The organism is Sphingobium sp. WR1, from assembly GCF_059693745.1.
In genome coordinates this window covers 11,133-35,896 of record NZ_JCATID010000040.1, presented here as the reverse complement: position 1 = coordinate 35,896, position 24,764 = coordinate 11,133, and the positions used below count along the sequence as shown (strand labels likewise).

Sequence of the window (24,764 nt, the reverse complement as noted above, 5' to 3'; positions counted from 1 at the left end):
GCTGCCGTCTATGACAGCATGATCAACCCGGCTCTAGCCGGAGATCGCCATGGCTACGCCGGCGAACCTACACCATGCGTTGGGACACGACCCCTTTCTATGGCAAATCACCGCTTGGACTTAATGGACAGAACCGACTGGCCTAACGCCGGGCCGGCCTGAACTGGATGACGTTTGGCCCAGTCGGCGCGCTTTCCCAGCGTGAGAGCACCCTTCCTTTGACCATTTTCACGTTCACCAAGGCGAACGGGTTTTCCAGCCCGTCGCCGATGAGATCGGCCCAAGCCTGCAGCATCTCTCGCCGCGGCTTGAGGTAGCGTGCGCGGTTATAGGCCTATTCCGACGCCGATATGCCTTTGGGCACATGCGACAGAACAAGATCGATGATCATGCGATCGCCGTCACGCTCGAGTTCCGCAGCCCGCTCGTTCATCACCGTAGAGAATGCCGAACGCCAGCCGTGCGGCACCATCTTCCCCTTATAAGCACCATTCCCGATCCGCTTGTACAAGGTGCTGACAGCTGCGTCGCTCATCGGCAAACGCCAAGACCGGCTACTCGGGAAGACGAGGCCGAACTTTCCCGTGAGCACCCGTATGGCGCGCAGTGTTTCGACAACCTGCCAGGAAAGCGGGACGTCGTGACCGAAAGCGGCATTGCTCTTGTCCTCGACAGCCAGCTTCATCCGCTCGGCCGGTATCCGCCAGATCGCCCCCGGCGCAGGCTTGTCGAGATCTTCCCAGTCGATGCCTTCAAACTCGTCCCACAACGCGGTTCGAAGGACGCCAACGCGGACTGCGGTCAAAGCGAGCAGCCGGGAGGCCAGCTTGCTCAACGGGCCACCGGTTGAAAGATCGATGCGTCTCTGAAATTCGATAAGCTGGGACACGCGAGTGAGTGCTGGTTGCTTGATCCCCGGAGGCGAGCGTTTCAGCGCATCCGCGACGATCTCGACGCTGACGATCGTGTCAGTGGTCACCAGCCCTTCTCCGCGAGCGCGCTTTAGGACCCCGAGGACGTAACCGCGGACCCGCTTCGCGGTTTCTATCGCGCCCCGACGTTCGATTTTCCGGAGCGCAATCAGCACCATTTCGCTCGTGACCTGACCGATAGGCAGCTTCCCAAACTCAGGATAGATGTCCTTCTCGATCCTCGATCGTACCCTGAAGGCATTGGCGGCAGACCACCAAGGCTCATTTTCCGCGAGCCATTCTTCGGCCTTGGCACGAAAATTGGCGTCCGTTTCGACCACGGCCTGCGCCTTTCGTCGAACAAACTCCACCGCAGGGTCGATGCCCTGCCGGAGCAGTTCACGTGCCTCTTTTTGTCGCTCGCGCGCCTCAGCGAGCCCAACCTCGGGGAACAGCCCGAACGTGAGGAGCTTCTCGCGTTCGGCAAAATGATATTTGAACCGCCACGACTTCGCGCCGGCTTTTGTGACGTAGAGGTAGAGACCGGCAGAATCGGTCATCTTGTAATTCCGCCCGGTGGCGGCGGCGTTTTTCGCTTCAGCGTATGTAAGAGTTATCGATACCCCAAAATTTGGTTTCGATACCCCCACCGATACCCCACGATTCGTGAGATACCCTGAGACATCCTGAGACATTCTGGATGAACAGCGGCTCACAAACCCCTGATTTGCAGGGATTTATGATGCCACATGATGCTCATGAAATCGAGGATTGGTGGGCCCGGCAGGACTCGAACCCGCAACCTAGCCGTTATGAGCGGCCAGCTCTAACCATTGAGCTACAGGCCCCACCCTTCGATCAGGGCGGGATAGGCAGCATCACGCTGCTTTGCAAGCCTTCGCGCGCGTCGGCACGGACGACAGCAATTCGGCCAGGCTCGCAGCCTGCACGCCGCGCTTTGCCAGATGCGTCAATATCGCATCCCACCAGGCGTAGAAAGCCGTCCGATCGGCCTCGGTCCGCACATAGGGCGTATGGCCGGGCGCCAATGTCGGGGAATGGAAGCTGAAGTTCAGCACCCGCACATCCTCCTCGATCAGCGCATCGATGGCGGCGATCGCTTCCTGCACGGAAACCCCCTCCGGGGTTAACGGCACCCGGCTCAACATCCGCGTGCGCGACAGAGCGCCGGCCAGCGGACCCAAGCTCTGGGCCGCGCGGTAGAGCCGTTCGCCACCCGCCCGCATCAGCCCGACAAAGGCCGTCGACAGGGGCAATTCCACGAGCGTTCGTTCACGCCCGGCCCAATAAGGATTCTGCGGCAAGCCCTGAAAATTCGGGCCATGCTGCCCGCTGTAGTCGAAGCGGCTGCGAACCGAACTGTCGAGCCGGAATCCGGCCTCTTCCAGCAGGCGCGCACTATTTGGCCCAACCCCGTAACGCCCCGCGCGATAGGCGATCGGCCGCGTGCCAAAACGGGCTTCGATCCGCTCGGACAATGCCTCCAGCTTTGCCCGCTCGACCGCTTGGGGCAGGAAACCCACATAGCTGTTGGCCGCATTGACTTCCTCCACATGGGGCGGATTGACCCATGGATGGAGATGCGCGCCGATATCCGCCGCGCCATCGCTAAGCCATTGCCCCATCATGGCCGCGGCGGCATCGGATTCGACGACGGGATAGTCGGTCACATAGATGGGCTTGACCCCCGACGCGGCGAAAAAGGCCTGACCCCGCGCCATGCCGTCGATCCCGGAAACGCTATGGTCGGTGCGACTGAAGGGCGCACTCCAGTCAAATTCCTCTTCGGTGTCAACAAAGAGCATGAACCGCGTGCCAAAGGCGGGATCAAGGGCGATCATATCTTCGGCCAGCGGATGCGCCAGCAGATTGCCGTCATGAGCGGGAGCGGTCATGCCGCCTTTCCTAGCGCCCAATGGTTGCCAGAGGGTTTCCCATTCAGCCGATATCTGCGGCGTCATTGGCCACCGTCGCGGCCGGAAGGGCGAGAAGCACGCGCCCGGCTTCGATTTCCAGGCTGCCCCCGCAGCTTGCCGCCAGACTCCGGATCAGGCGCAGCGAAAAGCCGAGGCCCAGCAGGGGACCATCAACCCAGTCCCCATCCACACCATGCCCCGGATCGAGCAATTGCGCTTCATCCAGACCTGCCAGGCTGGACGGCCGATCGACCGCCAGCACAATATGTCCCTGCCCCCTGTCAGGCCGGAGCCAACATGCCCCAGTCACCGTCTCCCCCGCTGGCGCGACGGAAATCAACGTGCGGAACACATGCTGCACCATGCGTTCGCCCTGCATCGGATCGATCAGCACCGGCGGCAGGTCCGGCGCCATGGCGATATCGACCGCCGCGCCCCCACCCTGTTCACGGAAACGGGCGGCGACTTGCGACACCAGATGTCGCGGATCGATCAGGCGCGGCTCGACATCATCCTCGCCGCGCGACACGCGCGCGGCCAGATCCAGATCATCGAAGGCCGTCAGAAGATGGCGCGCATCGACGGCGATCTTGCCTGCCATGTCGCGATAGCCCTCACCCGCGGGGCCGAACAATTCCTGCTCGATGATCTCCGCAAAGCCCAGTATCGCGTTCAGCGGCGTGCGCAATTCATGCACAAGTTGACGCAGCGAATCGGCGGACAGTCCCGTCGTTGGCGCCGGTGCCGGCTGCGTCGCCACCTCGTGCAGATAGGGGCGCCGGGCCTGGCCCCTATAACCCAGAAAACGCCCGGATCGCGGATCGAAAAAGGGCGTGGCCGACATCCGCCATTCGCCCGCCATCGATCCGCCCATGATGGTGAAGCGCCCGTTTCGAAAACCGCTGCGCCGCGCAAAGGCGCCCGCAACATGGCCGTCCGGTCCGCTGCCCCCTTCCATCGCGGCCTCGCTCAGCGACAGGCCGATCAAGGCCGCACGCGGCCCCTGATCGATCCAAAGGATGATACCGGCGGCATCCGTTTCGAACGCGAAAGTGCGCGCGGCCGAATGGCCCGGCTCCACGGGCGGAGCGGCTTGCTCGACGGCCGGCCGGCGCGTGCTGGTGAATTGGGCGATACGGTCTACCAGATTGCGAATCTGATCCTCGTCCCGCACCGGCGGCCGTAGCTGCGTGACAGTCGCGCTCCGCGTTTTGGGTGCAGGTGCGGCTTCCTCGTCCGCAGCCATCTCCCCCGTCAGCAGCATGGCCGCGTCACCGACCAGATCCTCGCGCACAGTCGTCAGCACCAGATCGGCAGAGCCGAAGGCCTCCAGTCCCTGTCGTGTTTTCGGCCCCATGTCGCGCCGCCCGCGCAGCACGCCGCGGGCGGTGGGGGTGAGTTGCGGCAGCAGGTCCGCCCAGACCGCATCCGGCAGATCCGCACGCGCCATGGCCGCGGCCGCGATAGACGGCCGATCGTTTGCGAAGAAGGACACCAACGTCGCCGACCGCAGGCGACGGCCCAGTTCCACGACGGTCGCGATTCGCTGCGTCTCAGTCAGCTTGGGACGCAACCCGGCGAGGCGGTCGAGCAATACCGCCCTCTCCTGCCCGTCCATCGCTTCCCGATCGGCCCGGTCATGCTGCGCCAGAAGATCGACGCACTGGCGCCACAACGTCACCGCACTCGGTCCGCTACGGTCTTCCGCCGCCAGTACCGTTTGCATGAGATCGTTGAACCGCACGTGAAATCCCCATATGCCGCGCGCAACGGACATCCGGTCCGTCTGCAAGCGCCCTTGCATTGCTATGGATAGGCATTCGTTACGAAAAGGGAAAGAGGCGCCTTCCCGCGACAGAAACGCAACGTCGCATAGTGGGACAATTGCATTGTCCTGAAACATTATTATGATGCGTCCTCGAAACAGGACAGGAAATAATCGGAATAATGGCCGGGCCGAATATCGACGACATCGACCTGCAGATCCTTGGAGAGTTGCAGCAAGACGGACGAATGACCAATGTGGAACTGGCGCGGAAGGTGGGTTTGACGGCCCCACCCTGCCTGCGCCGTGTCCGTGCGCTGGAGGAAGCGGGCGCCATCACCTCCTATCATGCGGTCGTGGACCCGGCGATGCTGGGCTACACCATCACCGTTTTCGCCATGGTCAGCCTGAAGAGTCAGGCGGAAGCCGACCTGAAGGCATTCCAGGATCATGTCGCCGGCCTGCCCGAGGTCCGCGAATGCCATATGCTGAACGGTGAGATCGACTTCATCCTCAAGGTCGTGGCGAAGGATCTTCAGAGCTTCCAGCAATTCCTGACGTCGAAACTGACGCCGGCGCCCAATGTGGTGAGCGTAAAGACATCGCTCACCATTCGAACGTCGAAGAATCTGCCCGGCGTCCCACTGCCGATCTGATCGCACAGCCACAGAGCGACAAACGATAGATTAGCAGGCGATCGGGATCGATTGCCGGTTAGAAAATCGCGGCAGGACGATAATGGAGCGGCCGATCTGATCGAGTCAGATCGGCCGTTTCCGCTCAGGCTGCCTTCTTGCCCTGCTGGTCGATCCACACCGACCAGAAACTCGCGACATTGCCCCAATCGCCATTGCCGACCTGGCTGAGCGCCGTCTGCGCGCTGGCCAGATCGCCAGACCGCGCCAATGCCATGCCGAGCCGCGCGTTGACGCGGCCGGCATCCACGCCGCCCTTGCTCAGCGCGAGCCGATATTGCTCGACGGCCTGCGGAAACTGCCCCAGCGACACATAGCTATCGCCAAGCGCCAGAGCATCCTTGCCGGTCGACGCAGCCGCGGCCTTTTTCGCCAGCGCGGGCAACCCCGCGATTTCCTTGGTCGCCTTGGGCGTCACGCTCTTGAGAAGATTACTCGTCACCGCCTGGGTCGGGGTCAGCTTGCCGGCCTTGCGCCCCGATTCGATGATCGCCTTGGCTTCCGCATAATAACCGGCCTTTTCCGCCAGTTGGGCGTAGTTCTGATAGTCGCGCTCGCTTGCCATCGCGCCATTGGCCGCCTGGAGCCGATAGAGGTCGAGCTGCGCCTGCGATTCCAGGCCCCCCACGGATAGATAGTTGGTCAGCGCCGAACGCCAGTCTTCCTTGCTCGACGCCCGCGCCAGCCGCTCCCGATAGAGCTGGCTGACTTCCGCCCAGTCGCTCGCCTGATAGGCCATGGAAATGCCGCGATCGATCCACGGCAGCGGCACTGGTTCGCCCGATGCCCGCTTCTGCACGATCGCCGCCTGGAGATAAGGCCGGGCATCCTTCGGCTTGTTCCGGCGCATCGCGATATCCGCGCGCAACATGGATGCGTCAACGCCGTCATAGCCCAGCGTCTTGGCATAATCGAGCTGCGCGATGGCGTCGTCATAATTGCCAACGACATAGGAGAGATAGCCCGCGACAAAGCGCAACCGGGGCGCATCGGTGCGTGGCACCGCCGTCGTCTTGAACAGGTCGGTCAGCGCGATCCGCTGGGCCTGCACGTCGCGCCGCTGCACCGCGAGCTGATAACGAAGGCCGGCGGCGACATAGGCCTCGAAATCGGTGCTCGGCATCAACCCGCTGATCTGCGTCGCCGCGGTCGCTGTATCCCGCGCCTTGAGCGCGGTTTCGGCCGATTGCACATTGGCGCGGAACGCATCCGACATGGCGATCGGCGGGCCGGCCACGACCAGCTTCTTCTTCGCTTCAGCCGGCGTGCCCACCAGCATCGCAGCCGCGGCAGCCACCGACAGGCCGCAGGAAATTACCATCAATCTACGCATGGCCGCCCCGGCCTCCCCGCATTACAGGCCGGATCGAACCGGCATCATTGCATCGATATTCAAACCATGCGCGCGCCGCCGCCCCTTCGGCGGCAGCGCGCGACGGGATCAGGCGCCCTTGGAACCCAGATAGGCCAGCCACAGGCCCGCAATCTGCTTGCGCGACCCTGCCTGAACAGACTCGAACGCTGTCTTGGCGCCGGCGGTGTCGCCGCCCAGCGTCTTGGCGATGCCCAGGCGCGTATTGATTTCATCGGCGTCGACGCCGCCCTTCTGTTTGGCCAGTTCGAACATCGTGACCGCCTTGGCATAGTCGCCATAGCCGAGATAAGCGTCCGCCGTGGCCGCCGCGATCTTGCCATTGGCGGCCTTCTGCGCATCGGCTTCGGCCGAACCCAGCGAACCCTTGTCACCCGCGATCTTCGGCACGGCGGTCTGATAGACGTCCGCGCCCGCGCTGGCGTTCAGCACGCCCTTCGAACGCCCTTTGTCGATCACCGACTTCACTTCGCCATAAATGCCGGTTTTCGACGCCATTTCGGCATATTCGGTATAGTCAGCGGCGATGACGAGGCCGTCGGAAGCGCCGAGCAGGCGGAGCACGTCCAGATTCTCGCGGTTCGAGATGGTCGGGTTGGCGCGCTGGAACAGGCGGACGAGGGTGCGGAGATTTTGCCCGCTCGGTTCTGCCTGATAGGCCCACTTGGCCCATTCGGTCACTTCGGGCAGCTTGGCGGCTTCGGCACGGCTGACGCCGATCTGGTACCACTGGGCGGGGGCCTGCTGGCCCGCAGCCTTGGATGCGTCAGCCGCAGCCTTCAGCGCTGCCAGACCCTTCTGGGTCAGGCCGCGCGCCGGCTCGGCGGAAGTGTTGGTGGTGCCGGCCTTGCCAAAATAGGCCTGCGCCAGGGTCGGCTGAACCTGTTCCGCCTTGTAGCCCGCCGCCAGCGCCGCATCGCCACGCTGAATGGCCAGGTCGTAATTCTTGGCGGCAAGCGCCTGGTCGGCGGCAATGGCGTTGAACTGGCCGGCCTGTTCGGGCGGGGTGAGGCCGCTGTCCAGCATCTGCGTCAGCGCTTCACCCTGCAACGCCGCATCCTTCGATGCGATCGACGTGTTCAGCTTGATCGCGCCGATCTGATATTTGTCATCATTCGACTGCGCCTTGCTGTCGGCTTCGGCGAGCGCGGCCTTGGCCCCGGCGAAATCCTGCTTTTCGGCGGCCGCCTGCGCGGTCTGCAACGCCTTGATGACGTCGGGCGAAACGTTGAGCTTCGGGCCAGCCTTCTTCTCTTCCTTCTTCGCGGCAAAGGCGGGCGCCGAAACAGCACCGCCCGTCAGCGCCAGAGCCAGCGCGAGCGACACCGGGGTAACAAAACGCATGATCCTCATCTCCTCTGCACGCCTGACCGGGGTCACAGGCGACCTTTCGGGGTTTAGCGCCGATTAGGGGCCGGCGCGTGAACGGGCTTTGAACAAGCCTATCTCGTCGCATTTTGCAACAGTTATGCGCGCCCTTCGTTCCGCCCGCAAATATTCGCCATGCCGCACACCGCCTTGGTTGCACGCGCAGGCGCGCGAGCGCGCGCGAGGGGTGACAGATTTGTTTCGCTGGGCTAGTGCATCAGCCACGAACGCATCCATCCAAAAAAGAGAATCGCATTGACCGACGAGACTGCCCTCGCCGACCCTTCGGATATCAGCCCCATCTCCATCGTCGAGGAGATGAAGACCAGCTATCTCGATTACGCCATGTCGGTGATTGTCGCCCGCGCTCTGCCGGATGTGCGCGACGGGTTGAAGCCGGTGCATCGCCGCATTCTCTTCTCGGCCCAGGAATCGGGATTCGTCTATAACCGCCCCTATCGCAAGTCCGCCCGTCTGGTCGGTGAGGTGATGGGTAAATATCACCCCCATGGCGACAGTTCGATCTACGACGCCCTGGCCCGCATGACCCAGGACTGGTCGATGCGCGTGCCGCTGATCGACGGTCAGGGCAATTTCGGCTCGATGGACCCCGATCCGCCGGCGGCGATGCGCTATACCGAAGCACGCCTCGCCAAGGTGGCCGGCGCCCTGCTGGAGGATCTCGACAAGGACACTGTCGACTTCCAGCCCAATTATGACGCCTCGGAAAATGAGCCGCAGGTGCTGCCCGCCCGCTTCCCCAATCTGCTGGTCAACGGCGCGGGCGGCATCGCGGTCGGCATGGCGACCAACATTCCGCCGCACAACCTTGGCGAAGTGCTGCGCGCCTGCCTCGCCTATATCGACAATCCCGGCATCACCACCGACGAACTGATCCAGATCGTCCCCGGTCCCGATTTCCCGACCGCGCCGCTGATCCTGGGCCAGTCGGGCGCGCGCAGCGCCTATCATACGGGTCGCGGCTCCATCATGATGCGAGCGCGCCACGATATCGAGGAAGGGCGCGGCGACCGCCGCTCGATCGTCCTCACCGCCATCCCCTATCAGGTTGGCAAGAGCGGCCTGGTCGAGAAAATCGCCGAAGCCGCCAAGGACAAGCGGATCGAGGGCATCAGCGACATTCGCGATGAATCGAGCCGCGAAGGCGTGCGCATCGTCATGGACCTGAAGCGCGACGCCACCCCCGAAGTGGTGCTCAACCAGCTATGGCGCAATACCCCGGCCCAATCGAGCTTCCCGGCTAACATGCTGGCGATCCGTGGCGGCCGCCCGGAACTGCTGGGCCTGCGCGAGATAATCGAGGCCTTTGTCAAGTTCCGCGAAGAGGTCATCACCCGCCGCACCAAGTTCGAGCTGAACAAGGCGCGCGACCGTGCGCATATCCTGCTTGGCCTCGTCGTCGCCGTCAGCAATCTCGACGAGGTGGTGAAGATCATCCGGGGATCGTCCAGCCCCGCCGAGGCGCGAGAAGCGCTGCTGGCCCGCGAATGGCCGATCGGGGAGATCGCGCCCTATCTGCGTCTGGTCGAAGCGGTCGAAACCGACATCGAAGGCGACATATACAAGCTGAGTGATATTCAGGTCCGCGCCATCCTGGACCTGCGCCTGCATCGCCTGACCGCGCTGGGCCGCGACGAGATTGGCAAGGAACTGGCCGAATTGGCCGAAGCCATCACCGAATATCTCGCCATCCTGGGCGATCGCGTGAAGCTCTATGCGGTGATGCGTGAGGAACTGGAGGCGATCGAGCGCGAATTCGCGACCCCGCGCCTGTCCGAGATCACCGCCGCCGCCGACGGCATTGATGATGAAGACCTGATCGAGCGCGAGGAAATGGTCGTCACCGTCACGGTGCAGGGCTATATCAAACGCACGCCGCTCGAAAGCTTCCGCGCCCAGGCGCGCGGCGGCAAGGGCCGGTCGGGCATGGCGACCAAGGATGAGGACGCCGTCACCGAACTCTTCGTCACTTCCACCCACACGCCGGTGCTATTCTTCTCCACCGCCGGCAAGGTCTATCGCATGAAGGTGTGGCGCCTGCCCGAAGGCGGCCCCGCGACGCGCGGCCGTCCGATGGTCAACCTGCTGCCGCTCGGCCCGGGCGAGACGATCCAGACCGTCCTGCCCCTGCCCGAGGATGAGGAAAGCTGGAAGGACCTGCACGTCATGTTCGCCACCGCGAACGGCACCGTGCGCCGCAACAGCATGGACGCCTTCGCCAACGTGCCCAGCAACGGCAAGCTCGCCATGCGCTTCGATGAGGGGAGCGACGATCGCCTGATCGGCGTCGCGCTGCTGACCGAGGAGGATGACGTTCTGCTCGCCACCCGTCAGGGCAAGGCGATCCGCTTCCAGGCGACCGACGTGCGCGAATTCCAGAGCCGCACCTCGACCGGCGTGCGCGGCATGACGCTGAAGGGCGACGACGAGGTCATCTCACTGTCGATCCTCCATCGCTCCGGCGCCGATCAGGAACAGCGCGAGGAATATCTGCGCTTCGCCCCGTGGAAGCCGGAGAAGGAAGGCGAAATGCAGGATCAGGGCATGTTCGCCCTCATGAAGGAACGCGAGCAGTTCATCCTCACCGTCTGCTCGAACGGTTATGGCAAACTGTCATCGGCCTATGAATATCGCCGCACCGGACGCGGCGGTCAGGGCATCACGAACATCGACAATATCGGCCGCAACGGCCCCGTCGTCGCCAGCTTCCCCGCCAGCCAGGCCGACCAGCTGATGCTCGTCACCGACCAGGCCAAGCTTATTCGCATGGGCCTCGACAGTCTGCGCGTCATCGGCCGCAACTCTGCGGGCGTGCGCCTGTTCAACGTGTCCGACAATGAGCATGTCGTCAGCGCCGCCAAGATCGAAGAAAGCGACGAGGGCGAAGATGCGGCGGAGGCGACGGAAGCGTGAGCGATCTCTTCGCCTACAAGGTGCTGACCGCCGATCAATATGAACAGTTCAAGGCCGAGGGCCTGTTCAAGGGCGCACCGATCGACCTGACGGACGGCTACATCCATATGTCCACGCGGGATCAGGCGGCCGAGACGGTCGCCAGGCATTTTGCGGGGCAGGACCGGCTGGTCATGCTGATGATCGACCTCGCCCCTTTCGGCGATGCGGTCAGATGGGAAGTGTCGCGCGGCGGCGCACTCTTCCCGCATCTTTACGGCGATCTGCCGATGAGCGCGGTCGCGGGAAAGGTCATCCTGCGGCTGGATGAACAGGGCAAGCATCTGTTCCCGGCGGGTTTCTGACCTCCGTTCGTTTCAAGCGAAGTCGAGAAACTCGCTCCCAAGCGCTCCCCTTTTCCGCTGGCGTCATTCCTGCGAAGGCGGGAATGACGAAATGGGTCGCTTCCTGCCGGTCCGCAATCCGTGACGCGGAGCGGCAGTTCGCCTTTCGTTTCGATCCGCCGATGCCCCGTATCAAGGCTGCTCAGTCATCTTGCCCTGCGGCGAGGGGACCGCATCCTTGCTGGTCATGGCGACAGCGGGCGGCCCCTTCTGGATCGCGGCCGCCAGCTTGCCGACGGGCGCGCAGTCCGCCTTGCACAGCTTCTGCGCCTCGGCCAGCACCTCCCTGGCGCTGGCGACTGCGCCCTTCTCCATCATCGCCTCGCCCTGCCCGGCCAGCGCGGTGACGTCGGTCGGGTCGAGCAGCAGCGCTTCCTTGTAGAGGCGGATCGCCTTGCCCTGAAGCCCCTGCGCGCGCGCGACCTGGGCGAGTTCGATGAAGGCGGCGCGGTTGCGCGGATCGACCGCCAGCGCGCTTTCCAGCGCGTCATTGGCGCCCTGCAAATTGCCGGCCTTGCGGGCTTCCTCACCCGCCTTCTGCCATTCGATCGATTTGGGGCTGATCTGGTTGTCCGGCTTCTGGCTCAGGCCCATGCTCGACACGGTGGTCAAAACGGCGGCGAGGGCGATCGAGGCAGGGGTGAAACGCATTATGATCTCCAGCCATGTTTCAGGCGCTGATTCCGGGGCCAAGCCCAAATGGAAAGTGTCGCGATTTTGCGCGGCCTTGTCCATGCTCTGTTTCAAGCCCCCCGCTTGAGCCGCGCGAAATAGAAGCCGTCGCTGCCGTCATGTCCCGGCGTCAGCAGCAGCCCCGCGCCATGATGCCGCCCGACGGGCAGGTCGACCGGCTCCGCCGTCCAGCCGGCATGGCGGACAAGGAAGGCATCGACCTGATCGCACCCTTCCCGGTCGGTCAGCGCACAAGTGGCATAGACTAGCACGCCGCCGGGCGCGAGCAAGGGCGTCGCGAAATCGAGGATTCGGGCCTGTTCCGCGACGAGCCGGTCCAGCCGCGCCTGCGTCAGCCGCCAGCGCGCCTCGGGATTGCGCCGCCAGGTGCCCGTGCCCGAACAGGGCGCATCGACCAGCACGACGTCCGCCTGCCCCTGCAAAGCCGCCAGCCCGCGCGCCTCGTGGCTCTGGTCCAGCAGCAGCGTCTCGATGAAGGTCGCCCCGGCCCGCGCGGCGCGCGGCTCCAGCCGGGCGAGGCGCGACCGGATCGTGTCGGCGGCGACCAGCCTGCCCCGCCCCGCCATGGCGGCGGCGAGCGCCAGCGTCTTGCCGCCCGCCCCGGCGCACAGATCCACCACCGTCATGCCTGGCCGCACATCGCAGGCGGCCGCGATCCACTGGCTGCCGGCGTCCTGCACCTCGACCAGCCCGTCCTTCCATGCCGGATGCTGCTCGACCGGCCAGCCTTCGGGCAGGCGCAGCGCGTCGGGCAGGCCCGCGATCGGCGCGGCGTCGGGCAGCAGGAGGGCGACATCGGCGGGCACCGCCTTCAGCCGGTTGACCCGCAGGTCGACCGGCGCGCGGCCCAGCAGCGCATCCTGCTCCACCGGAGCCGCCAGCAACGGCTGGAGCCAGCCGGGCACCGCGCCTGCTTCCGTCGCGGACTCGCCCGGCTCGATCGGCAGCGGCGCGTAGGCAGACCCGTCGAACAGCGCTGCGAGTTCTGGCCGCTCCTGCGCGAGGCCGATCATCGCTTCCCGTCCCGTCTCCGGCCGCTCGGCGACGCGGCGAATCGCGTCATAGACATGGTCGCGCACCGCCCGCCGGTCGCGCGACCCGGCATAGCGCCGTTCCTTGAAATAGCGGGCGATCAGCGTATCGGCCGCCGGCCCGCCGTCGCGCGCCGACGCAATGATGGCGTCGAGAAGGTCGATCGCGGCCTGGATGCGCGCGGATGGGGTCATAACGGCAAAAGCCCCTCCCCTTCAGGGTAGGGGTAGGGGGTGGGGGCGTGCCCCAGGCGCTGCGTCATGAGGATGGCCCCCACCCCAACCCCTCCCCTGAAGGGGAGGGGCTTTACCCATATGTCAGCGCGTCGGATAATTGGGCGCTTCCCGCGTGATCGTCACGTCATGCACATGGCTTTCCGACAGGCCGGCATTGGTGATCTGGACGAAGCGGGCGCGCTCCTGCAAATCCTTGATCGTGCGGCTGCCGGTATAGCCCATCGCCGCCTTCACGCCGCCGACCAACTGGTGGATGACGTCCTTGGCCGGCCCCTTGAACGGCACCTGGCCCTCGATGCCTTCGGGCACCAGTTTCATCTGGTCCTTGATGTCCGCCTGGAAATAGCGGTCGGCGCTGCCGCGCGCCATCGCGCCGACGCTGCCCATGCCGCGATAGCTCTTATAGGCGCGGCCCTGATAGAGGAAGGTTTCGCCCGGCGCTTCGGCCGTGCCCGCCAGCAGCGACCCGACCATGACGCAGCCCGCGCCCGCCGCCAGCGCCTTCGCCACGTCGCCCGATGTGCGCAGGCCGCCGTCGGCGATCACCGGCACGCCATGCTTCGCCGCTTCCTCCGCCGAATCCATGACGGCGGTCAGCTGCGGCACGCCCACGCCCGCGACGACGCGGGTGGTGCAGATGGAGCCGGGACCGATGCCGACCTTCACGCAGTCAGCGCCCGCGCCGATCAGCGCCTTGGTCGCTTCGGCGGTGGCGACGTTGCCGGCGACGACCTGGACATGGTTGGACAATTTCTTCACCGCCTCGACCGCGACGGCGACCTGCTTGCTGTGGCCATGGGCGGTGTCGATGACGATCAGGTCGCATTCCGCGTCGATCAGCGCCTTGCTGCGCTCCAGCCCCTTGTCGCCCACGGTGGAGGCGGCGGCGACGCGCAGGCGGCCCGACGCATCCTTGGTCGCCTGCGGGTAGGTGACGGCCTTTTCGATATCCTTGACGGTGATGAGGCCGATACAATGATAGGCGTCGTCCACCACCAGCAGCTTCTCGATCCGGCGCTGGTGCAGCAGCCGCTGCGCCTCATCCTGGCTGACCCCGGCCTTGACCGTCGCCAGATTGTCCCTGGTCATCAGCTCGCTGACCGGCTGGCTCGGATTTTCGGCAAAGCGCGTGTCGCGGTGCGTCAGGATGCCGACCAGCTTGCCGCTCGCCTCGACCACCGGAATGCCGCTGATCTTGTGGCGCTGCATCAGCATCTGGGCGTCGGCCAGCGTCGCGCTGGGCAGGATGGTGATGGGATTGACGACCATGCCGCTCTCGAACCGCTTGACCGCGCGCACCGCGTCGGCCTGTTCCTCGACGGTCAGGTTGCGATGCAGCACGCCGATGCCGCCCAGCTGCGCCATCACGATCGCCATGTCCGCTTCCGTCACCGTGTCCATGGCGGACGACAGGATCGGGATGTTGAGCTTGATTTCGCGCGTGACCTGCGTGGACGTGTCCGCCTGGCTGGGCAGCACATCGGATTCGGCGGGCTGCAACAGCACGTCGTCAAAGGTGAGGCCGAGGCGGATATCCATGGAAAAGCCACTTTCTGCTGCGGGACCGGCGGCAGGCCCCAGGGGGATTTGTGGCGGCCCATGTAACCACTTCCCCCCGAAACGGCCAGACCCTTGAGTCATTTTATTGCGGCGCGGTGGAGGAGACCATGCGCCCCCCCCGGACGGCCGGAAAAGGGGGAGAAGGAACGTCCGCCGTGGTCGAAACCCGCATACTGGATTTCAGGCCGTATCCCGGCGATGCGCATTGCCGCTGGCGCCCCTTCGAAACGGCGCGCGCCCTCGCCCCAATGCCGGCGGCTCCGTGCATAGACCCGCATGGTCCATGGCAAGAAAAGCTGTGCGCATTGCCTAGCGGAGCAGTTGCCCATTGCCCCGACGCCCGGCTAAAGCCGTCGGCATGACCGCCCCTCTCCCGCCCCGTCATCCCCTCCAGTTCGGCAATTTCCGCGCCTATCTGGTCGGGCGGCTGTGCGCGGTGCTGGCGCAATATGGCATGATGATCGTGCTGGCGTGGCAGGCCTATAATATCGCGCGCGAGACGATGACGACGGCGGGGGCGTCGGCGCAGCTTGGGCTGATCGGGCTGGCGCAGTTCCTGCCGCTCTTTTTCCTGACGCCGATCACGGGCTGGGTCGCGGACCATTATGACCGGCGGATCATCACCCGGCTGACGCTGGCGCTGCTGACCATGGCGTCGGGCCTGCTCGCCTTCGCCACCTATGAGGGCTGGGTCAGCCTTAAGCTGATCTTCGGCATCGCCGTCATCGTCGGCATCACCCGCGCCTTCAACGGGCCGGCCTATGGCGCGCTGGCGCCCAATCTGGTGCCGCCCGCCGTCCTGCCCAACGCCATCGCCATTTCCAGCGTCGCCTGGCAGACGGGCATGATCGCGGGGCCGGCGCTGGGCGGATATGCCTATGCGGCGACGCCCTGGGGCGCCTATGCGCTGGCGGCGACGCTCTTTGGCATGGCGCTGGTCGCCATGCTGATGATCGGCAAGGTGCCGCAGCCGCCGCGCGACACCAGCCGTCATCCGATCCGCCAGATGACCGATGGCTTCACCTATGTGATGGGCAACCGGCTGGTGCTGGCGACGATAACGCTCGATCTGTTCGCGGTGCTGCTGGCCGGCGCGACCGCGCTGCTGCCGGTCTATGCCCGCGACATATTGCATGTGGGGTCGGCGGGCCTTGGCCATCTGGCCGCAGCGCCCGGCGTCGGCGCGGCCGTCACCGCGCTCTGGTTCTCCTTCCGTCCGATGAAGACCGAGGTGGGTCTGAAGATGCTGGGCGCGGTCATCCTGTTCGGCCTTGCCACTATCGCCTTCGGCTGCACCGCCTTCCTGCCGCGCGCCATCGCGGTGGAGACCGGAGTCGCCGCGCTGGTGGTGCTGGGCAGCGCGGACATGGTGTCGGTCTTCGTGCGCCAGTCGCTGGTGCAGATCCACACGCCCGACGCGATGCGCGGGCGGGTGTCGAGCCTGTCGCAGCTCACCATTTCCGCCTCCAACGAACTGGGCGAGGCGGAATCGGGCTTCCTCGCCGCGCTGGTCGGCCCGGTCGCGGCGGTGATCGGCGGCGGCGTGGGCGCGATCATCATAACCCTTATTTGGGCGCGACTCTTTCCCGAATTGCGCCTAGCACGTAGCTTCGATCCACCCGAAAGCGGGCGAGCGGACAGCAATATGGAGAAGGCCCTATGAAAGCTGCCACGATTCTCGAAACCATCGGCAATACGCCGCATATCCGCGTCAACCGGCTGTTCGGCCCAGACGCGAATGGGGCAGAAGTCTGGATCAAATCGGAACGGTCGAACCCCGGCGGGTCGATCAAGGACCGCATTGCGCTAGCCATGATCGAGGCGGCCGAGGCATCGGGCGAACTGAAGCCCGGCGGCACCATCATCGAGCCGACGTCGGGCAATACGGGCGTCGGCCTCGCCATGGTCGCGGCGGTCAAGGGTTATAAGCTGATCCTGGTCATGCCCGAAAGCATGTCGATCGAGCGTCGTCGGCTGATGCTGGCCTATGGCGCGAGCTTCGACCTCACCCCGCGCGAAAAGGGCATGAAGGGCGCGATCGAGCGCGCGCTGGAACTGGTGGCGCAGACGCCCGACAGCTGGATGCCGCAACAGTTCGAGAACCCCGCCAATATCGACGTGCATGTCCGCACCACCGCGCAGGAAATCCTGGCCGACTTCGCCGAAGCGCCGATCGACGTGCTGGTGACGGGCGTGGGCACCGGCGGCCATATCACCGGCGCGGCCGAGGTGCTGAAGAAGCAATGGCCCGGCCTGAAGGTCTATGCGGTCGAGCCGACCCTGTCGCCGGTCATCAGCGGCGGCCAGCCCGGCCCGCATCCGATCCAGGGCATCGGCGCGGGCTTCATCCCGGCGAACCTGCATACCCAGTTGCTCGACGGCGTGATCCAGGTCGATCCGGCCGACGCCAAGGCCTTCGCCCGCCGCGCCGCAACCGAGGAAGGGATGCTGGTCGGCATCTCATCGGGGGCGACGCTCGCCGCGATCGCGCAGAAGCTGAGGGAACTCCCGGCGGGCAGCCGTGTTCTGGGCTTCAACTATGATACCGGCGAACGCTATTTGTCGGTGCCGGACTTCCTGCCCGAATAAGACCATATCGGGCAGGGCATGACCGACGCATCCTCCTCCCTGCGGCCACATGCGCTCATGTGGCCGGTCTGGGCGCTGCTGTTCGTCGGCTTGCCCGTGGCGGTGGCCGGCTGGGAAAGCCGGCCGCGCCCGCCCGGCGCCTCGCCCCGCTTCGACGCGATGGCCGCGGCGCGGCTGCGGCGGCCCACCACCCCGCCGCCGCCGGTGGAGCCGGTCGAAAATTATGCGCTGGACCGCGACCAGGCGCGGGCGTTCAATGCCGAAATCCCCTTTTCCCGCGATCCCAATCCGGCCGCGCGCCCCTATGTGTTCGCGGGGTCGACAACGGATCTGGCGCGCGCGACCGACTGCCTGGCCGCGGCGGAACTCTATGAGGCCGGCGACGATGCCGTGGGCGAGCAGGCCGTGGCGCAGGTGGTGCTGAACCGGGTGCGCCACCCGGCCTTCCCCAAGAGCGTGTGCGGCGTGGTGTTCCAGGGACAGGAGCGCAGCACAGGATGCCAGTTCACCTTCACCTGCGACGGCGCGCTGGCACGCACGCCGGGACAGGCGGCCTGGGAACGGGCGCGCGATATCGCGACGCGGGCGCTGGCGGGCAAGGTCTACAAGCCGGTCGGCCATGCCACCCATTATCATACCGACTGGGTCGTGCCCTATTGGAGCGGCAGCCTGGACAAGATCACGGCGGTCGGCACGCACCTCTTCTTCCGCTGGCGCGGCTGGTGGGGAACGCCGCCGGCCTTTCGCAAGCGGGCCGATGGCGGCGAACCGCTGATCGCAAGGATCGCGCGCCTGTCCGTCGCGCACAAGGAGGCCGGCGCGATTCCCATGGACGGATCGCCGCTGATGGTGGCGGGAGCCGGCGCGGCCGCCCTCGCCGCGCAGCCGCAGCAGTTGATCGATGCGGCGTCGCTGGGCAAGACGGTCGGTGGCGTGCGGCTGACGGTGCTGGGACCGGACGGCAAGAGCTTCATGGTCGAGCTGCCACGCGGCGGAACGCCCGACAGCTGGCCGGCCATGGCGCAGACCTTCTGCGCCGGGCGGGCGGAATGCCGGATCATGGCCTGGCGCGCGGGCAGCGCGCCGAGCAGGCTGCCGCTGGGCGACAAGGAAATCGAGGCGATGAGCTTCGCCTATATCCACAATGCCGCCAGCGGATTGCAGCGCGCGCTGTGGAATTGCGCGCAGACACCGCGCGCGGTCCAGAGCCAATGTATGCGTCAGCGCGTGCCGACCGTGATGGTGCCGCCGCCGGTGACGCCCGGCGACAGCGGGCTGGCAGGCGTGCGGCGCAATGAGCGGTTCGAAACGGTGAAGATCGGCCCGCCGGACATGGCCGCCAAGCCCCCGACGCCCTGAACGGATCGATCCGAGGCAGAGCGACCGGGGTTCGACGCGGATATTCCCCGACCCTTGATATTACGCCTTCCAAACAGGCTCCCTACGCATCGTCGACGGGCGTGAGGGCAGGCCGCGAATAATATGGCCATCTTTCCAAACAGAAGATTCGTTAACCTTAATTTTATACTAAAATTCATCGACTCGAATCGAATTTTTCTATTTTCATGGCAAAGATACGACAAAATTGCCGTATCAATATCGCAGATTCTTACTATATCTGGAGATATTCCATGCTTGAGAAGGCAATAACATCGGCAGAATTACAGAATGAAGCGATGGGAGCACTTGAAGATATTGGTCATCAATATGACATAGACCTGATTTCTATTCTAAAAGAGCATGACGATGAGGATGTCGCCGACGCGCTGCGCGCCACCCTCTATCCGGCCATCGTCCGCCAGATGGAAGGCGCCGCGCCCGGCGAGGACCCCGAGGCGCACACATCGGTGATCGCCGCCCTGAAGAGCGCGCAGGACACCGGCGCGACCATCTTCCCCGACATCAGCTGGGAACAGTCCGACGTGCCGAACATCGAGACGAAGACCGGCAGCGACGTCGCCGAATTCGTGTCCGGCATCCTGTCGACGCTTCGCCTGACCCAGGGCAGCGGCGCGACCCCCGCGACCATCGCCGCGACCATATTGGGAACCGGCCTGTCGGGCCTGGGTCCGGTCGCCTATTATGCCTGGAAGTCCACCGCCAAGGGATTCAGCGCCCGCATCGTCGCAGGCATTTCCGAGATCGGCGTCGCCGCCTGGGGCGGCCTGGCCGCGACCGTCATCGTCGAGATCGCGATCTTCCTACTCACCAAGCAGGCCTCCTTCGTCGGGCTTGTCGTCAACAACAGCAGCAGCGCCCTGTCGGTGAAGAAATGGCGCAAGGGCGCGACCGACAAGGACCATGACGGCCTCTACCTCAATCATGGCAAGATGAGCGGCTTCATGGTCGCCGACCTCAAGAAGCTTCATTCGGATGACGAGACGCAGATCGGCGGCAGCATCACGCTGGAGACCGAAGGTGCGCCCACGCCGCTGGTCTATATGGGCCTGTTCTACGCGGAAAAGCGCAAGGCGGCGCTGTTCGGCACGGAGGGCGCAATGATCTTCGAACCGAAGAACGGCGGTTCGGCGCCCAAGCTGGCGCTGGCCTGGACCTGCCCCTATAGCGGCAGCAACGGCGCGGCGGTCGCCTTCACCAACGACGATCATTCCGCCGAACATTGGTGGAAGAAGCTGAAGGACAAATTGGCGCTGAGCAGCTCCGACAGTTCAGGGAGCTACAGCGTGTCAGCCGCCGTGAACAGCAGCAGCGGCCCCAATGCGGCCTGTATCGTCGTGATCGACCAGGGCTAGGGAAAAGCCCCTGGGGTTCGTCCTCATGGAAAGAGAATGCCGCTCCCCCTTCACAAAGGGCGGGCGACATTCTATATCGAGGTTCGAAATCGGCCTGCTTCTTTCGCTCGGAAAGGGGACTGGCCGTCCCCCGGATCGCCCGGGGACCGGGTTCGGGTAGCGCGCGAAACCGGCGGTATTGGGCGAATTTGGCGGGTTACAAGACGCTGACAGTGCGGATCGGACAGTCCCGGCCCGCACTTTTTTGCGTGGCGACAAAGGGACGAATCACCCCCTTTCGCTTGCCATGCCGGGCTGAATTTTCGCTGTGATGCGAAAAAACGCGACGAATGAAGGCAAGGACAACGCATGGCGACCAAGGCTCTCCCAACGATCAACACCGGCGCTAAGAAGCGCATCCGCAAGGTGTTCGGCGACATCCACGAAGTGGTGCAGATGCCGAACCTGATCGAAGTGCAAAGGGAGAGCTACGAACAGTTTCTGCGCTCCGATCCGTCGATCGGCTATGTGTCGGGCCTGGAAAAGACCCTGCGCAGCGTCTTCCCGATCCGCGACTTCGCCGGCACCGCCGAAATGGACTTCGTGCACTACGAACTTGAAGATCCGAAATATGACGTCGAGGAATGCCGTCAGCGCGGCATCACCTATGCGGCGCCGATGCGCGTCACGCTGCGCCTGATCGTGTTCGAAGTCGACCAGGACACCGAGACCCGTTCGGTGCTCGATATCAAGGAGCAGGACGTGTACATGGGCGACATGCCGCTCATGACGCAGAACGGCACCTTCATCGTCAACGGCACCGAGCGCGTCATCGTGTCGCAGATGCACCGTTCGCCGGGCGTGCTGTTCGACCATGACCGGGGCAAGACCCATTCGTCGGGCAAATATCTCTTCGCCGCGCGCGTCATCCCCTATCGCGGTTCCTGGCTGGACTTCGAATTCGACGCCAAGGACATCGTCAACGTCCGTATCGACCGCAAGCGCAAGCTGCCGGTGACGGCGCTTCTCTATGCGCTGGGCCTGACCGCCGAGGAAATCCTGGGTCAGTTCTACAATAAGGTGGTCTTCCTGCGCGGCGAAGGCGGCTGGCAGATTCCCTATGTCGCCGAAGCCTGGCGCGGCCTGAAGCCCGCCTTCGACATCGTCGACGCCAAGTCGGGCGAAGTCGTGTTCGCCGCCGGCCACAAGATCAGCCCCCGCGCCGCCAACAAGGCGGAGAAGGACGGGCTGGAGACGCTGCTGATCCCGACCGAGGAAATCTTCGGCCGCTACAGCGCCTATGACCTGATCAACGAGAGCACCGGCGAGATCTACATCGAGGCCGGCGACGAAGTGTCGCCCGAAAATCTCGAAAAGCTGGACAAGGCCGGCATCGACCGCCTCGAACTGCTCGACATCGACCATGTCACTACCGGTCCCTGGATCCGCAATACGCTCAAGGCCGACAAGGCCGAGGAGCGCGACCAGGCCCTGTCCGACATCTATCGCGTCATGCGCCCCGGCGAGCCGCCGACGAAGGAAACCGCCGAAGCGCTGTTCGCCGGCCTCTTCTTCGACGCCGAACGCTATGACCTGTCGGCCGTCGGCCGCGTCAAGATGAACATGCGCCTCGACCTGGACGCAGAGGACACCGTCACCACGCTGCGCGTCGAGGACATCCTCGCCGTGGTCAAGGAACTGGTGAACCTGAAGGACGGCAAGGGCGAGATCGACGATATCGACAATCTCGGCAACCGTCGCGTCCGTTCGGTCGGCGAACTGCTGGAGAACCAGTATCGCGTCGGCCTGCTGCGCATGGAGCGCGCGGTCAAGGAGCGCATGTCGAGCGTCGACGTGTCGACCGTGATGCCGAACGACCTCATCAACGCGAAGCCCGCCGTGGCCGCGGTGCGCGAGTTCTTCGGCAGCTCGCAGCTCTCGCAGTTCATGGATCAGACCAACCCGCTGTCCGAAGTCACCCACAAGCGCCGCGTGTCGGCGCTTGGGCCGGGCGGTCTGACCCGCGAGCGCGCCGGCTTCGAAGTCCGCGACGTTCACCCGACCCATTATGGCCGTATCTGCCCGATCGAAACGCCCGAAGGCCCGAACATCGGCCTGATCAACTCGCTGGCCACCTTCAGCCGCGTCAACAAATATGGCTTCATCGAGACGCCCTACCGCAAGGTGATCGACGGCAAGGTGACGAACGACGTCGTCTATCTGTCGGCGATGGAGGAAGCCAAGCACACGATCGCGCAGGCGAACGCGGAACTGAACGCCGACCACAGCTTCGCCGAGGACCTGATCTCGGCCCGTGAAGCCGGCGAATTCCTGATGGCGCCGAAGGACAACATCACCCTGATGGACGTCAGCCCCAAGCAGCTGGTGTCGGTCGCGGCCTCGCTCATTCCGTTCCTGGAAAATGACGACGCCAACCGCGCGCTGATGGGATCGAACATGCAGCGGCAGGCGGTGCCGCTGGTCCGCGCCGAGGCGCCGTTCGTCGGCACCGGCATGGAGGGCACCGTGGCCCGTGACTCCGGCGCGGCGATCGCGGCTCGCCGTGCGGGCATCATCGACCAGGTCGACGCGACCCGTATCGTCATCCGCGCCACCGGCGACGTCGAACCCGGTCAGTCGGGCGTCGACATCTACACGCTGCAGAAGTTCCAGCGCTCCAACCAGGACACCTGCATCAACCAGCGTCCGCTGGTGAAGGTGGGCGAACTGGTCCAGGCCGGCGACGTCATCGCCGACGGCCCATCGACCGAGATGGGCGAGCTGGCGCTGGGCCGCAACGTGTTGGTCGCGTTCATGCCCTGGAACGGCTACAATTACGAAGACTCCATTCTGATCTCCGAGCGGATCGTGAAGGACGACGTCTTCACCTCGATCCATATCGAGGAGTTCGAGGTCATGGCCCGCGACACCAAGCTGGGGCCGGAGGACATCACCCGCGACATCCCGAATGTCGGCGAGGAAGCGCTGCGCAACCTCGACGAGGCAGGCATCGTTTACATCGGCGCCGAGGTGGAGCCGGGCGATATCCTGGTCGGCAAGATCACCCCCAAGGGTGAATCGCCGATGACCCCGGAAGAAAAGTTGCTCCGCGCGATCTTCGGTGAAAAGGCGAGCGACGTGCGCGACACGTCGCTGCGTCTGCCGCCGGGCGTCGCCGGCACGGTCGTGGAAGTGCGCGTCTTCAACCGCCACGGCATCGACAAGGACGAACGCGCCATGGCGATCGAGCGGGAGGAAATCGACCGTCTCGCCAAGGACCGCGAGGACGAACGCGGCATTCTGAACCGTGCGACCTTCAACCGCCTGGCGGAAATGCTGACCGGCCAGACCGCTTCGGCGGCGCCCAAGGGCATCAGGAAGGGCGTGGTGATCGACGAGGCCCTGCTGGGCGAGGTCGAGCGCCACGAATGGTGGAAGTTCGCGGTCGAGGACGATGTCCGCCAGGCCGGCATCGAAGCCGTCAAGGCGCAGTATGACGAAGCGGTGAAGCTGATCGTCGAGAAGTTCGAGGATCGTGTCGACAAGCTGCAGCGCGGCGACGAACTGCCGCCGGGCGTGCTGAAGATGGTCAAGGTGTTCGTCGCGGTGAAGCGCAAGCTCCAGCCGGGCGACAAGATGGCCGGCCGTCACGGCAACAAGGGCATCATCAGCCGCATCCTGCCGCAGGAAGACATGCCCTTCCTGGAGGACGGCACGCCGGTCGACTTCGTGCTGAACCCGCTGGGCGTGCCCTCGCGCATGAACGTCGGCCAGATCTTCGAAACGCATCTGGGCTGGGCCGCGCGCGGTCTGGGCGCTCAGATCGGCAAGGCTCTGGACAGCTGGCGCGAAGCCAATCCGAACCCCGAGGCGGGCCAGCCCCCCGAGGCGGTGAAGGAGTTGCTCAAGACCATCTATGGCAGCAACTATGCCGCCGAGATCGACCAGCGCAGCGCAGACGATATCGTCGAACTGGCGCAGAATGTCCGTGGTGGCGTGCCGATGGCGACGCCGGTGTTCGACGGCGCCGTCGAATCCGACGTGTCGGCGATGCTGAAGCTGGCGGGTCTGGATGAATCCGGTCAGGTTGTCCTTTACGACGGCCGCACCGGCGACAATTTCGACCGCAAGGTGACTGTCGGCTATAAATATGTCCTCAAGCTGCACCATCTGGTCGACGACAAGATCCACGCCCGTTCCATCGGCCCCTACTCGCTCGTCACCCAGCAGCCGCTGGGCGGCAAGGCGCAGTTCGGCGGCCAGCGCTTCGGTGAAATGGAGGTGTGGGCGCTCCAGGCCTATGGCGCCGCCTACACGTTGCAGGAAATGCTGACGGTGAAGTCGGACGACGTGGTCGGCCGCACCAAGGTCTATGAGGCGATCGTCAAGGGCGACGACACGTTCGAGGCCGGCATTCCCGAAAGCTTCAACGTGCTGGTCAAGGAAATGCGCTCGCTGGGCCTCAACGTCGAACTCGCCGCGATGGACGAGATCGAGGATGGTGACGGCATGGCGGCGGCAGCGGAATAAGGATTGGCGGGCGCCGCTATGGCGGCG

The 24,764-nt window shown here is 64.8% G+C and carries 16 protein-coding genes and 1 tRNA gene; 8 read left to right on the top strand and 9 right to left on the bottom strand.

The annotated features are described in order from the left end of the window. Positions 1-334: 334 nt before the first annotated feature. The 4 genes from AC58EF_RS26465 to AC58EF_RS26450 form a co-directional block, all read right to left on the bottom strand. Positions 335-1,606, bottom strand: a complete 1,272-nt coding sequence (locus AC58EF_RS26465; RefSeq protein ID WP_497279431.1) for a tyrosine-type recombinase/integrase — start codon at positions 1,604-1,606, stop codon at positions 335-337. A gap of 77 nt (positions 1,607-1,683) precedes the next feature. After that, positions 1,684-1,759, bottom strand: a tRNA-Ile gene (locus AC58EF_RS26460). Between the two features lie 30 nt (positions 1,760-1,789). Then, positions 1,790-2,827 carry a polysaccharide deacetylase family protein gene (locus AC58EF_RS26455; RefSeq protein WP_497279430.1) on the bottom strand — a complete coding sequence of 346 codons (1,038 nt, stop codon included), beginning with the start codon at positions 2,825-2,827 and terminating at the stop codon, positions 1,790-1,792. 43 nt (positions 2,828-2,870) lie between these two features. Further along, the gene (locus AC58EF_RS26450; protein ID WP_497279429.1) at positions 2,871-4,574 is read right to left on the bottom strand and encodes a sensor histidine kinase; all 1,704 of its coding nucleotides are present in this window, start codon (positions 4,572-4,574) and stop codon (positions 2,871-2,873) included. Between the two features lie 221 nt (positions 4,575-4,795). On the opposite strand from AC58EF_RS26450, the gene AC58EF_RS26445 reads away from it, so the two are divergent. Continuing rightward, entirely contained in the window at positions 4,796-5,269 is a 474-nt protein-coding gene (locus AC58EF_RS26445) for an Lrp/AsnC family transcriptional regulator (RefSeq protein WP_497279428.1), read from the top strand. Positions 5,270-5,393: 124 nt separating this feature from the next. On the opposite strand, the gene AC58EF_RS26440 is transcribed toward AC58EF_RS26445, so the two are convergent. Both AC58EF_RS26440 and AC58EF_RS26435 read right to left on the bottom strand, forming a co-directional pair. Continuing rightward, the gene (locus AC58EF_RS26440) at positions 5,394-6,641 is read right to left on the bottom strand and encodes a tetratricopeptide repeat protein (RefSeq protein ID WP_497279427.1); all 1,248 of its coding nucleotides are present in this window, start codon (positions 6,639-6,641) and stop codon (positions 5,394-5,396) included. A 108-nt stretch (positions 6,642-6,749) separates the two neighbouring features. Next, positions 6,750-8,024 carry a hypothetical protein gene (locus AC58EF_RS26435; RefSeq protein WP_497279426.1) on the bottom strand — a complete coding sequence of 425 codons (1,275 nt, stop codon included), beginning with the start codon at positions 8,022-8,024 and terminating at the stop codon, positions 6,750-6,752. 279 nt (positions 8,025-8,303) lie between these two features. Between AC58EF_RS26435 and gyrA the strand changes: the two genes are divergently transcribed. Continuing rightward, positions 8,304-10,982 carry a DNA gyrase subunit A gene (gene gyrA / locus AC58EF_RS26430; protein WP_497279424.1) on the top strand — a complete coding sequence of 893 codons (2,679 nt, stop codon included), beginning with the start codon at positions 8,304-8,306 and terminating at the stop codon, positions 10,980-10,982. Next, entirely contained in the window at positions 10,979-11,326 is a 348-nt protein-coding gene (locus AC58EF_RS26425; protein ID WP_497279423.1) for a DUF952 domain-containing protein, read from the top strand. Before gyrA ends, AC58EF_RS26425 begins: the two co-directional genes overlap by 4 nt. Before the next feature lie 171 nt (positions 11,327-11,497). On the opposite strand, the gene AC58EF_RS26420 is transcribed toward AC58EF_RS26425, so the two are convergent. From AC58EF_RS26420 to guaB, 3 genes are all read right to left on the bottom strand, one after another. Continuing rightward, entirely contained in the window at positions 11,498-12,016 is a 519-nt protein-coding gene (locus tag AC58EF_RS26420) for a tetratricopeptide repeat protein (RefSeq protein ID WP_497279422.1), read from the bottom strand. 92 nt (positions 12,017-12,108) lie between these two features. Then, positions 12,109-13,284: an RsmB/NOP family class I SAM-dependent RNA methyltransferase gene (locus tag AC58EF_RS26415; RefSeq protein ID WP_497279420.1), complete on the bottom strand. Its 1,176-nt coding sequence runs from the start codon at positions 13,282-13,284 to the stop codon at positions 12,109-12,111. 123 nt (positions 13,285-13,407) lie between these two features. Further along, positions 13,408-14,865 (bottom strand): IMP dehydrogenase, encoded by a 1,458-nt coding sequence (gene guaB / locus AC58EF_RS26410; protein WP_497279419.1) that lies wholly within the window; start codon positions 14,863-14,865, stop codon positions 13,408-13,410. A 379-nt stretch (positions 14,866-15,244) separates the two neighbouring features. Between guaB and AC58EF_RS26405 the strand changes: the two genes are divergently transcribed. From AC58EF_RS26405 to rpoB, 5 genes are all read left to right on the top strand, one after another. After that, the gene (locus AC58EF_RS26405) at positions 15,245-16,549 is read left to right on the top strand and encodes an MFS transporter (RefSeq protein WP_497279417.1); all 1,305 of its coding nucleotides are present in this window, start codon (positions 15,245-15,247) and stop codon (positions 16,547-16,549) included. Continuing rightward, a complete protein-coding gene (gene cysK, locus AC58EF_RS26400) occupies positions 16,546-17,475 on the top strand; it encodes a cysteine synthase A (RefSeq protein WP_497279416.1) in 930 nt (309 codons plus the stop codon). The genes AC58EF_RS26405 and cysK overlap by 4 nt, the downstream gene beginning before the upstream one ends. Positions 17,476-17,493: 18 nt before the next feature. Next, positions 17,494-18,834, top strand: a complete 1,341-nt coding sequence (locus tag AC58EF_RS26395; protein WP_497279415.1) for a cell wall hydrolase — start codon at positions 17,494-17,496, stop codon at positions 18,832-18,834. Between the two features lie 272 nt (positions 18,835-19,106). Then, positions 19,107-20,228 carry a hypothetical protein gene (locus AC58EF_RS26390; protein WP_497279413.1) on the top strand — a complete coding sequence of 374 codons (1,122 nt, stop codon included), beginning with the start codon at positions 19,107-19,109 and terminating at the stop codon, positions 20,226-20,228. A gap of 348 nt (positions 20,229-20,576) precedes the next feature. Continuing rightward, on the top strand, positions 20,577-24,737 hold the full coding sequence (rpoB, locus tag AC58EF_RS26385) for a DNA-directed RNA polymerase subunit beta (RefSeq protein WP_497279412.1): 4,161 nt from the start codon (positions 20,577-20,579) through the stop codon (positions 24,735-24,737). Positions 24,738-24,764 lie beyond the last annotated feature (27 nt).

Excerpts from the sequence above, each read along its gene's own strand:
- AC58EF_RS26450 (WP_497279429.1), bottom strand. The coding sequence starts at position 4,574 with ATGCAAACGGTACTGGCGGCGGAAGACCGTAGCGGACCGAGTGCGGTG.
- AC58EF_RS26445 (WP_497279428.1), top strand. The coding sequence starts at position 4,796 with ATGGCCGGGCCGAATATCGACGACATCGACCTGCAGATCCTTGGAGAG.
- AC58EF_RS26405 (WP_497279417.1), top strand. The coding sequence starts at position 15,245 with ATGACCGCCCCTCTCCCGCCCCGTCATCCCCTCCAGTTCGGCAATTTC.
- rpoB (WP_497279412.1), top strand. The coding sequence starts at position 20,577 with ATGGCGACCAAGGCTCTCCCAACGATCAACACCGGCGCTAAGAAGCGC.
- AC58EF_RS26435 (WP_497279426.1), bottom strand. The coding sequence starts at position 8,024 with ATGCGTTTTGTTACCCCGGTGTCGCTCGCGCTGGCTCTGGCGCTGACG.
- AC58EF_RS26390 (WP_497279413.1), top strand. The coding sequence starts at position 19,107 with ATGCTTGAGAAGGCAATAACATCGGCAGAATTACAGAATGAAGCGATG.
- cysK (WP_497279416.1), top strand. The coding sequence starts at position 16,546 with ATGAAAGCTGCCACGATTCTCGAAACCATCGGCAATACGCCGCATATC.
- AC58EF_RS26420 (WP_497279422.1), bottom strand. The coding sequence starts at position 12,016 with ATGCGTTTCACCCCTGCCTCGATCGCCCTCGCCGCCGTTTTGACCACC.
- guaB (WP_497279419.1), bottom strand. The coding sequence starts at position 14,865 with ATGGATATCCGCCTCGGCCTCACCTTTGACGACGTGCTGTTGCAGCCC.
- AC58EF_RS26415 (WP_497279420.1), bottom strand. The coding sequence starts at position 13,284 with ATGACCCCATCCGCGCGCATCCAGGCCGCGATCGACCTTCTCGACGCC.
- AC58EF_RS26455 (WP_497279430.1), bottom strand. The coding sequence starts at position 2,827 with ATGACCGCTCCCGCTCATGACGGCAATCTGCTGGCGCATCCGCTGGCC.
- AC58EF_RS26440 (WP_497279427.1), bottom strand. The coding sequence starts at position 6,641 with ATGCGTAGATTGATGGTAATTTCCTGCGGCCTGTCGGTGGCTGCCGCG.
- AC58EF_RS26395 (WP_497279415.1), top strand. The coding sequence starts at position 17,494 with ATGACCGACGCATCCTCCTCCCTGCGGCCACATGCGCTCATGTGGCCG.
- AC58EF_RS26465 (WP_497279431.1), bottom strand. The coding sequence starts at position 1,606 with ATGTCTCAGGATGTCTCAGGGTATCTCACGAATCGTGGGGTATCGGTG.